Source organism: Thermus sp. 2.9, from assembly GCF_000794385.1.
In the GTDB taxonomy this organism is placed as follows: domain Bacteria; phylum Deinococcota; class Deinococci; order Deinococcales; family Thermaceae; genus Thermus; species Thermus thalpophilus.
Genome location: NZ_JTJB01000005.1, coordinates 1 through 9,905, shown reverse-complemented (window position 1 = coordinate 9,905; position 9,905 = coordinate 1). Strand labels below are relative to the sequence as shown.

The 9,905-nt window shown below is 67.4% G+C and carries 7 protein-coding genes; 2 read left to right on the top strand and 5 right to left on the bottom strand.

What is annotated here, in order from left to right; translation table 11 throughout:
• A partial coding sequence (locus tag QT17_RS03655) for a tetratricopeptide repeat protein (protein ID WP_039456485.1) occupies nt 1-839 on the bottom strand: 839 nt, incomplete at its 3' end.
• Nucleotides 840-946: 107 nt separating this feature from the next.
• Here QT17_RS03655 and dnaB point away from each other — a divergent pair.
• Nucleotides 947-2,302 carry a replicative DNA helicase gene (dnaB, locus tag QT17_RS03650; RefSeq protein ID WP_039456482.1) on the top strand — a complete coding sequence of 452 codons (1,356 nt, stop codon included), beginning with the start codon at nt 947-949 and terminating at the stop codon, nt 2,300-2,302.
• On the opposite strand, the gene QT17_RS03645 is transcribed toward dnaB, so the two are convergent.
• The 3 genes from QT17_RS03645 to QT17_RS03635 all read right to left on the bottom strand — a co-directional run bounded on the left by QT17_RS03645 (nt 2,299) and on the right by QT17_RS03635 (nt 7,988).
• A complete protein-coding gene (locus QT17_RS03645) occupies nt 2,299-2,844 on the bottom strand; it encodes a protoglobin domain-containing protein (protein ID WP_039456480.1) in 546 nt (181 codons plus the stop codon). The genes dnaB and QT17_RS03645 overlap by 4 nt on opposite strands.
• A 91-nt stretch (nt 2,845-2,935) precedes the next feature.
• Entirely contained in the window at nt 2,936-7,414 is a 4,479-nt protein-coding gene (locus QT17_RS03640) for a glutamate synthase-related protein (protein ID WP_039456477.1), read from the bottom strand.
• Between the two features lie 112 nt (nt 7,415-7,526).
• A complete protein-coding gene (locus tag QT17_RS03635) occupies nt 7,527-7,988 on the bottom strand; it encodes a hypothetical protein (protein ID WP_039456475.1) in 462 nt (153 codons plus the stop codon).
• 39 nt (nt 7,989-8,027) lie between these two features.
• On the opposite strand from QT17_RS03635, the gene QT17_RS03630 reads away from it, so the two are divergent.
• On the top strand, nt 8,028-8,258 hold the full coding sequence (locus QT17_RS03630) for a hypothetical protein (RefSeq protein WP_039456473.1): 231 nt from the start codon (nt 8,028-8,030) through the stop codon (nt 8,256-8,258).
• On the opposite strand, the gene guaB is transcribed toward QT17_RS03630, so the two are convergent.
• On the bottom strand, nt 8,255-9,739 hold the full coding sequence (guaB, locus tag QT17_RS03625; protein WP_039456471.1) for an IMP dehydrogenase: 1,485 nt from the start codon (nt 9,737-9,739) through the stop codon (nt 8,255-8,257). The genes QT17_RS03630 and guaB overlap by 4 nt on opposite strands.
• Nucleotides 9,740-9,905: the final 166 nt, after the last annotated feature.

The following is a 9,905-nucleotide window of genomic DNA, read 5'->3' as shown; positions in this document are numbered from 1 at the left end:
GCCCGCAAGGCGGCGTCGTCGGCGTAAGGGCTTTCCGTGCGGGCAAGCTCTAGGTAGAGGGGAAGGGCTTCTCCTTTGCGCCCAAGCCGTTCCAGGAGGGCCGTGGCCCGCCAAAGGCCCTCGGGGGTGCTTTCCCGATAAAGGGCCAAGGCCTCCTCCACCCGGCCCATCTCCTCCAGAACCCTTCCCTGGGCGTAGCGGGCCTCGGGATGGGGGTAACGGGCAAAGGCCTCCAAGGCCTCCTCCCGCCGCCCAAGACGCCAAAGGGCGTAGCCCAGACCCAAAAACCCCCGGGGCTCCGCCTCCGCCCAAGCCCGGTAATGGGGCAATGCCTCCCGGTATCGGCCCAAGCGATAAAGGGCCTGGGCCCAAAGGTCCCGCCTCGTCCCGGGAGGGAGAACCTCCAGGAGGGCCTCGTAAGCCCGGCCCCGGAAAAGGGCTTCCCAAAGCCTCTCCCCCTCCCCAAGGCGCAAAAGGGCCGCCACCGCCTCATCCTCGGGCAGAAGCCTCTCCCAAGCGGAAAAGGCCCTGGGGTCCTGGGCGGCCTCCAGAAGAGGCGCCGCCACCCGCCAGGCGGCCTTGGCCTCCCAGCCCGGCTCAAAGGCCCTCGCCCCCTCCAAAAAGAGGGCGTAGCGCCAAGCGAACTCCGCCCGCTCCGCCAAGGGCACCGCTTCCTCCCCCACCAGGCGCCAACCGGCCAGCATCCGGGCATACCCTTCCCCCGCTAGGGCCACCTGCCGGAGCTCGGCCACGCCCCCCCGCGCCAAGAGGGCGTAGTCCGGGGGAAGCCCCTGGGCCCGGCAGGCGCCGAGGAGGAACAGGAGGATAAGCCAGCGCACACCCCTACCCTACCCCGCCCCCCTGAGAGGCGGAAAAGAGGCAATCCTTCCCCCAAGGAAAGCCCCCTGGCATCCTGCGGGGGGTTGGGCGTAGCCTGGTAAGGCTTATGGGCCAGTTGCCGGGTTATCCCGAAGGGCGTATTCCACCCCATAGCCTCGAGGCCGAACAGAGCGTCCTCGGGGCCATCCTCCTGGACTCGGACGTCCTGGACGAACTGGAAGGCCTTCTCCCCTCTCCCGAGGCCTTCTACACCGAGGCCCACCGCAAGATCTACACCGCCATGCAGGCCCTAAGGGGACAGGGGAAGCCCGTGGACCTGGTCACCTTGGCCGAGGAGCTCTCCCGCCGGAACGAGCTGGAGGGGGTGGGGGGGCTAAGCTACCTGGTCCAGCTTTCCGAGGCCACCCCCACCGCCGCCTACGCCGAGCACTACGCCCGCATCGTGGCGGAGAAGTGGACCTTGCGCAAGCTCATCCAGGCGGCGGGGGAGGCCATGCGCCTGGCCTACGAGGAGGCGGGGAGCCTGGACGAGATTTTGGACACCGCCGGGAAGAAGATCCTCGAGGTGGCCCTCACCCAGACGGACACCGAGGCCCGGGCCATGCGGGAGCTCGTCCACGAAACCTTTGAGCACATTGAGGCCCTCTTCCAGAACAAGGGGGAGGTGGCGGGGGTGCGTACGGGCTTCAAGGAGCTAGACCAGCTCATCGGCACCCTCTCCCCGGGCTCCCTAAACATCATCGCCGCCCGCCCCGCCATGGGCAAAACCGCCTTCGCCCTCACCATCGCCCAACACGCCGCCCTGAAGGAGGGGGTAGGGGTGGGCATCTACTCCCTGGAGATGCCCGCCGCCCAGCTCACCCTGCGCATGATGTGCTCCGAGGCCCGCATTGACATGAACCGGGTGCGCCTCGGGCAGCTTTCCGACCGGGATTTTTCCCGCCTGGTGGACGTGGCGGGCCGCCTTTCCGAAGCCCCCATCTACATTGACGACACCCCCGACCTGACCCTTATGGAACTCCGCGCCCGCGCCCGGCGGCTCAAGAGCCAGCACGGGGTGGGCCTGCTCATCATTGACTATCTGCAGCTCATGTCCGGGCCCGGGGGCGGCAAACAGGGGGAAAACCGCCAGCAGGAAATCGCCGCCATCTCCCGCGGGCTCAAGGCCCTGGCCCGGGAGCTCAACGTGCCCGTGATCGCCCTAAGCCAGCTTTCCCGGGCGGTGGAGGCCAGGCCCAACAAGCGCCCCATGCTCTCGGACCTCAGGGAGTCGGGCTCCATTGAGCAGGACGCCGACCTGGTGATGTTCATCTACCGGGACGAGTACTACAACCCCCACTCGGAGAAGGCGGGGGTGGCGGAGATCATCGTGGGCAAGCAGCGAAACGGCCCCACGGGCACGGTGGAGCTCCAGTTCCACGCCCAGCACGTCCGCTTCAACGACCTGGCCAAGGAGCCCTAGGAGAGCAGGGCCGCCGCCCCTTGGGACAAGGCCTCCTTGAGGTCCCGGTAGCCCAGGGAAAGCCCCAGGGAGAGGGCCTCGAGGTAGCTCTCCTCAATCAGCCCAATCTCTATGGCAATGATCTTCTCAAAGGCCTCCACGGCGCTAAAAACCTCGGGACCCCTAAGGGCGGTGCGCAGGTGCTCCAGGGAAAGCTCCTGCACGATGCCCATGGCAGGGATCATGGCCCTTGGGCCAATCCCCAGCCGGGCGTGGACCAGGCCGATGCGCCGACGCCTTTCCGCATAGGCCCCGTCATACACCCCCGAGAAGAGGTCGCCATACCAGCGGGCGAAGGTGCCGTAAAGCCTTTCCACCCTCCCCGGCACGGCATGGAGGATCTCCGAAAGCTCGGGGTCCCGCCCCAGGTAATCGTAAAAGGCCAAGGCCACCTCGGGGGCGATGGGGGTCATCACCCGGCCCAGCTCGGCGAGGAGCCGGGCGTGGGCCTCGGTAAAGCCGGTGCGGCGTTTCAGGAGGTCCAAGAGCGCCCCAGGATGCACGGGACAAATGTACCTCTTTGGAGACCCCCCTGTCCATAAGGCGAGGCCCCCGGGGTTCCGGGGGCCTGGCCTTCTAGGCTTGCGAGGCCCGCTACTCCGTGCTCACCCCTTGCTCCACCTGCTGGCTCACGGGCTCCACCATCCGGAAGTGGGTCGCCGGGTCTTCCAAGAGCTTCGCCAACCGGTTCGCCTTCTCCTCCCGCTTGGCCTCCCGAAGGACGGCGATGTAGGCGGAAAGGAGTTCCCGTACGTCCTCCACCCCCCGAGCGTCCAAGGGCTTCACCGCCACCTTGGCCCCCTTGGCCAGCCGGCGCTTCATGGCCTCCTCGGTGAGGCCCATTTCCGGCCAGTGGCGCAGGTAAACCCTTCCCCCCGTCATCCCCGAGCAGATCCAAGGCCCAGGGTCCCCCAGGACCAAGGCCCGGCCCCGGGTCATGTACTCAAAGGCGAAGCCCTTGGCCTGCGCCCGGGCGGCCAGGTTGCCGAGGTCGTCCCTGAGGGGGCGCTCGGGCTCCCCGCCCAGGATCACGTCCGCACCGGAAAGCCGGATGCAGAAGCGGCTATCCGCCACCCCCTCCACGATGAGGAGGCCGCCGATGGCCCCGTAGGCAAAGCTCTTGCCCACGGAACCGTCCACGTAGGCCCCGTAGGGGTTGCGCCCTTTCAGAACGGCCACGGTGCCGCCGAAGGCGCTCTTGGCCACCCCGTCTTGGGCCCCGCCCTCCACCACCACCTTCATCCCGTCCACGTTGAAGGCGGCAAGGCCGTTCCCGGCGATGCTCCCGGCGTCAAAGCGGAGCTCCACCTCCGCCTCAAAGCCCTTGCCGTAAAGCCGCCTGCGGGCGATCTCCCCGGCCAAATGGGCGCCCAAGGCCCGGTCCGTGGAGTCCACCGGCCCCTCCTGGAACAAAAGCCGCCTCCCCCCTTCCGCGTAGGCCCCCATGACCACCTCGGTGATGGTGCGGGTAAGCTGGTTCAGAGGCTTCCGGAGCACGTGGGCCGAGGTGTCCTTGAGCCACTCGGGCTCCTCCACGGGGGCGAAGAAGTAACTTAAGTCCAACTCCTCCAGGTGGTCCCGCTGGTAGAGGAGGTCCGAGCGCCCCCGAAGCTCCCTTAGGGAACGGGCCCCCAAGGCCGCCACCAACTCCCTAAGGGCCTCGCCCATGGCCCCGAAGAAGCGGGTAAGGTGCTCCACCGCCCGCTCCAGGTCCTGGGGCACGAAGCGCTTGAGGCCGTGGGCCAAGGCCTCCTCCACCGTTTCTATCTGCGTGGTGATGCCCACGTGGCAGGTGTCCAGCTGGCAGCCGCGGCAGATGGTGCAGCCGATGGCCACCATGGCCATGGTGGCCATGCCCACCCTATCCGCCCCCAAGAGGACCATCCGGAGCACGTCGTAAGCGGTCTTGAGCCCCCCGTCGGCCCAGATCTCCACCTTGTCCCGCAAGCCCGCCCGCACCAGGGCCCGGTGGGCCCGGCGCACCCCCAGTTCCACGGGAAGCCCGGCGTACTTGAGGGCGTGGAGCCTTGCTGCCCCCGTGCCCCCCTCAAAGCCGGAAAGGGTGATGACATCCGCCCCCGCCTTGGCGATGCCCACGGCGATGGTGCCGATGCCGGGAATCACGGGCACCTTTACGGAAACCAGGGCCTTGGGGTTCACCGTCTTGAGTTCCTCTATGAGCTGGGCCAGGTCCTCAATGGAGTAGAGGTCGTGGTTGTTGGAGGGGCTGATGAGGTCCACCCCGGGCACGGCGTTGCGGGCGGCCGCCACCTTGGGGGAGACCTTCTTGCCGGGCAGGTGGCCGCCCTCCCCGGGCTTGGCCCCCTGGCCGATCTTGATCTCAATGACGCTGGCGGAGTTCAGCATATAGGCGTGGACGCCGAAGCGGCCCGAGGCCACCTGCTGCCCCCGCCAGTGGGTGTACTTGCCGAGCATATCGGGGATCTCCCCACCCTCCCCGTTGATGCAGAGCATGTTGAGGCGCTTGGCCGCCTCCACGTAAGCGCGGAAGGAGGCCTCCCCCTGGGAGCCGAAGCTCATGGCGCTGATGAGGAAGGGCAGGGAATGCCCCCCCACGGAGAGGTCCACCTCCTCCGGGGCCACGTCGCTCCTTTCGGGGAAGCGCACCTCCAAGAGCTGCCGGGCGGCCACGGGGCTTTCCCGCTCCAAGGAGTGCACCTTTTCCTGGAAGTGGCTGTAGGGGGCCTGGCCCGAGGCCACCTCCTGGGCGGCCTTGTAAATCCTCGGGTTAAAGCGGAAGTCCTTGGCGGGCAGGACCTTTTCCGCCCGCAGGAAGCCCTCCCGCTCCAAAAGGGTGCGCTCCAATTCCAAAAAGCCGTAGCCTGCGGCTTCCGAGCCCAGGAAGTTCCGGGTGCCAAAATACTCCGCCAGCTCGGGCTTAAGCCCGATGGAGCTGAAGATCCTCCCATACCCCCGGAGCTCGTGGATGCCCATGGTGGAGATGACCTTCTCCAGGCCCTTGCGAAGGGCCTCGAGGGCGTTCGCCACCCCCTTGCGCCCCTCCAAGGCCCTGGCCTTTTCCTCCAAAAGCCAGGGCGCCACCGCCTCCGCCCCCAGGCCCAGGAGGAAGGCCACGTCGTGCAGGTTGCGCACACCCCCGGAGTGGACGAGGAGGGAGGTACGCCGCCTTAAGGCGATCCCCTCGGCGTCCCGCTTGAGGAGGGCCCGGTTCACCGCCGCCACCGCCAAGCCGATGTCAATCCACACGCCTCCCTGGAAGGCCTCCCGGTCGGAGAGGATGAGGACCTCGGCCCCCTCCTCCACCGCCTTTACCGCTTCCTCTTCCAGGCGCTTGAGCCCAGCGAGAAGCCCCTCCTCCACGGTGAACTGGGGCACCAGGGTGCGGGTCTTAAAGCGGGCGCGCACCTCGGCCAGGGTGAGGGTGCCAAAGGCCTCCGCCAAGCCGGGATCGGACTCCAGGACGATGGGGAGGAGGAGCTCCACCACCTCTCCCCCGCCCCGCCCATCGGGCAAGGGACGGCGGCCCAGGAGGGTGCGGGTGGAGAAGTGCTCAATCTCCCGCTCGCGGTCAATGGCGGGGTTGGTCACCACCGCCACGGTCTCCTTGAAGAACTCGGAAAGGTTGGGCTTTTCGGGGTTTAAAGCGGCCAGGGGGCCATCGTAGCCCAAGGAGCCGATGGGCTCGTTGCCCGTCTTGGCCAGGGCCTCGAGGTAGGCCCCGTCCCAGCGGTCCCAACCGAAGGCGCGTTCCAGACCTAAGGGGGGCGGGGCGGGCTTCTCCTCCACCTCCACCCCGCTTCCCCCGGCCACGGGGGGCGGGGCCTGGCGGATGGGCCCCCCGAGGTGGACCCGGTAGCCCTGCACCGGGGTGCGGGCCAGGGTCCTCTCCAAAACCTGGCGCTGGTGGCGGTCAAAGGGCAGGACCCTTGGGCCTTCGGGCGTGAGGCGCAGGTAGACCTTCTCCCCCGGGGCCAGGGGCTTGGGCTCGGTGACGAACTCCTCGGCGTTGAAGACGCCCCGCTCGGAGGAGAAGACGATCTCGTAGGGAGTTTCAAACTGCCAAAGGGGCCTTAGGCCCATGGCGTCCGTGGCGAAGACCGCCTCGTCCCGGTGGCGGCTCACGATGGCGGCAGGCCCTTGGGCCAGGGGACCAAAGCGCTGCCTTAGGGCCAGGTAAAGGTCCTGGAGCTCCTCGGGCAGGGCCTTCACCTCCCCCAAAACCGGGGGGAAGACCAGGTCCATGGCCTCGGGCAAGGAGAGGCCGTAGCGGTAGATGAGCCCCTCCAGCATGCGGTTTAGGTCCTGGGAGTCCGAGCCCCCGGTGCGGGGGATGCCCAGATGGTCCATCTCCCGCCTTAGGCGCTCAATGGTGTTGATTTCGCCGTTGTGGCCCAAAAGCCCAAAGGGCTGGACCTGCTCAAAGGTGGAAAGGGTGTTGGTGGAGTAGCGGTTGTGCCCCAAGGCGATGGTGCTCTTGAACTCGGGGCGGGAAAGCTCCGGGTAGTAGCGTTTTAAAAGCTCCGCCGCCCCCCGCACCTTGTAGACCACGCTGTGGGTGGAAAGGGAAACCACGTGCACGGGGAAGAAGGCCTCGAGGCGAAGCCCAAGCTCCCAAAGGGGCCCATCCCCGTCCGGACTAAGCCCCGCCACCTGGAGGAAGATGGGCTCGGTGCGCCGCCCCACGGGGCCCAAGACCCCGCTCACCACCTCCCCCCGGCGGAAGTGGACGGGCCGCACGCCCAGCCGTTGCCCCTCCCGCTTGAGGAGGGTGAAGAACTCCTCCACCCGGGCCTCTTCCCCCTTGGGGAGGAAGAAGTGGCCCACGAAGAAGCGGGGGTTGAAGGCCAGCTCGGGCTCAAGCCCCGCCTCTTCCAAAAAGCGGGCCCAAAGCTCCCGGGGGATGTCGGTCTGGATTCCCGTGCCGTCCCCTTCTCCCCGGATGGCCCCCGCTCGGTGGGCCATGCGGTAGAGGCTCTCCAGGGTCCGCCGCACGATGCGGTGGGAGGGCTTGCCGCTCTTCTCCGCCATGGCGATGATGCCACAGGCGTCCTGGCCTAGGGGGATATCCGGGTAGGCTTCCTTCCAGGTCATCTTCGGCTCCTTCGTTGGGCTAGGGGGACTGGTGTAGGCAAAGATATGCGCGTCGTTCCCCGGATTATACACGCCCCCGGGGAGAGGGTCAAGGACCTCGGGAAAAGGGGCACTAAACCCCCGGCACCCGGTGGAAGGCGTTGAGGAAAAGGGGAAGCTCCTTCTGGCGCGCCTCCTGCTCCCGGAGGGCCTCCTCAAAGGCCACGGGGTCCATGAGGAGGGCGGGCAGGCGGAGCCAGCCCAGGTAGTACGCCCCCGCCTGCCCCGGGTAGCGGAGCCTCCTTCGCTCCTCGGGGTAAAGCAGGGCCTCAAAGGCCACTGGGCTTTCCAGGTAGGGGGCATCCCCAAGCCAGCGCAAGGCCTCCTTGAGGCGCAAGGGGTTGCTCCAGAAGCCAAAGCGGAGCCTCTGGTCCAGGTGCTCCAAGGCCATAAGCCTTCCCGAGGCGGCGAGCTCCAGGCGCTTAAAGCGGAGCCGGGCGTACTGGGCGAGGCTAAGCACCTCCCGGGAAAGGCCCCGGGCGATGAGGAGCCTCGAGGCCACCACGTAGTCCTGGTACTCCCGGTAGGGGTCCATGGCCCAAGGATGCCACGCCGGGCGGGGTAGGATGGTGCCATGGACCGCGAGGCCTGGGTCATGCGGGCGGTGGAGGCGCTCCGCTTCGCCAGCTTCAAGGACATCCAGCGCTACCTGGACGAAGAAGGCGAGCCCTTCTCCAAGAAAGAGCTTGAGGACACGCTCAAAGCCCTGGTGGCCAAAGGGCTTCTAGAGGAAAAGGAAGGCGCCTACCGCCTGGCCCGCAAAGGGAGTGGCGCCGAGGCGCTCCGGAAGCTCTTCGGCGACTAGCGGGAGTAGTTGGGGGCCTCCTTCACCACCACCACGTCGTGGGGGTGGCTTTCAATGAGCCCGGCCATGGTCATGCGCACGAAGCGGGCCTTCTTGCGGAAGGTTTCTATGTCCGGGGCACCCACGTAGCCCATGGCGCTCCTCAGGCCCCCCACGATCTGGTAAAGCACGTCCGCCACCGGCCCCTTGTAGGGCACCATGCCCTCAATCCCTTCGGGGACGAGCTTCTTGGCCTCTGTTTCCGAACCTTTGCCCGGGTCTTGGAAGTAGCGGTCGGCGGAGCCTTGGCGCATGGCCCCCAAGGAGCCCATGCCCCGGTAGAGCTTGTAGCGCCGCCCGTCCTTGAGCACCTCCTCCCCCGGGGCCTCGTCCGTGCCCGCCAGCATGCTTCCCAGCATCACCGTGTGGGCCCCGGCGGCGATGGCCTTGGCCACGTCTCCGGTGTACTTGACGCCGCCGTCGGCGATGATGGGGACGTCCAGGCCCTCCACCCCGGCCACCGCCTCGAGGATGGCGGAGATCTGCGGCACCCCCACCCCCGTCACCACCCGGGTGGTGCAAATGGAACCGGGCCCAATGCCCACCTTCACCGCGTCCGCCCCCCGCTCCGCCAGAGCCCTCGCCCCTTCCCGGGTGGCCACGTTCCCGGCGATGACCTCCACCTTGTCGCCGAAGGTCTCCTTGAGGTAGGCCAGGGCCTCGAGGATCCCCTTGGAATGCCCGTGGGCGGAGTCCAGGACCAAGACGTCCACCCCCGCCTCCACCAAGGCCTGGGCCCTTTCCGGCAGGTCCTTGCTCGCCCCCACCGCTGCCCCCACCAAAAGCCGGCCCAAGGCGTCCTTAGCGGCGTTGGGGTACTGCTTGCGCTTGACGATGTCCTTCAGGGTGAGAAGCCCCCTAAGCCTCCCCGACTCGTCCACCAGGGGAAGCTTTTCCACCTTGTGCTTGCGCAGGATCTCCTCCGCCTCCTCCAAGGTGGTGCCGGGCGGGGCGGTGATGAGGCGCTCTAAAGGGGTCATCACCTCGGTGACGGGGCGCTTCAGGTCCCGCTCAAAGCGGAGGTCGCGGTTGGTCACGAGGCCCAGGAGCTTGCCGTAGAGGTCCACCACGGGAAGCCCCCCGATGCGGTACTCCCGCATGAGGCGCTCGGCGTCCTCCAGGGTGGCGGTGGGGGGCAGGGTCACGGGGTCTTGGATCATCCCCGCCTCGGAGCGCTTCACCTTGCGCACCATGGCCGCCTGGGCCTCTATGGGGAGGTTCTTATGGATGACCCCAAGCCCCCCCTCCCGGGCCATGGCGATGGCCATCTCTGCCTCCGTCACCGTGTCCATGGCGGCGGAGAGGATGGGGATGTTGAGCGCAAGCCGCTTGGTGAGCCGGGTCTTGACGGAAACCTCCTTGGGCAGGACCTCGGAGTAGTCCGGCAGGAGGAGGACGTCGTCAAAGGTGAGCCCCTCGTAGAGGATCTTCCCCTCGTACATGTCCCTAAGGGTATACCCTCCTGCGGGTCTCGGTCCAGAGGAGGGACAAGGGGAGTCAAAAAATAACCCCCCCTATAAGGGGGGTGCGCCGAGGGGGAAAGCGCGGGAACAGACATGCATGCTTACTCCTTAGAAAGGAGGTGATCCAGCCGCACCTTCCGGTACA

Excerpts from the sequence above, each read along its gene's own strand:
- dnaB (WP_039456482.1), top strand. The coding sequence starts at position 947 with ATGGGCCAGTTGCCGGGTTATCCCGAAGGGCGTATTCCACCCCATAGC.
- QT17_RS03640 (WP_039456477.1), bottom strand. The coding sequence starts at position 7,414 with ATGACCTGGAAGGAAGCCTACCCGGATATCCCCCTAGGCCAGGACGCC.
- QT17_RS03635 (WP_039456475.1), bottom strand. The coding sequence starts at position 7,988 with ATGGACCCCTACCGGGAGTACCAGGACTACGTGGTGGCCTCGAGGCTC.
- QT17_RS03630 (WP_039456473.1), top strand. The coding sequence starts at position 8,028 with ATGGACCGCGAGGCCTGGGTCATGCGGGCGGTGGAGGCGCTCCGCTTC.
- guaB (WP_039456471.1), bottom strand. The coding sequence starts at position 9,739 with ATGTACGAGGGGAAGATCCTCTACGAGGGGCTCACCTTTGACGACGTC.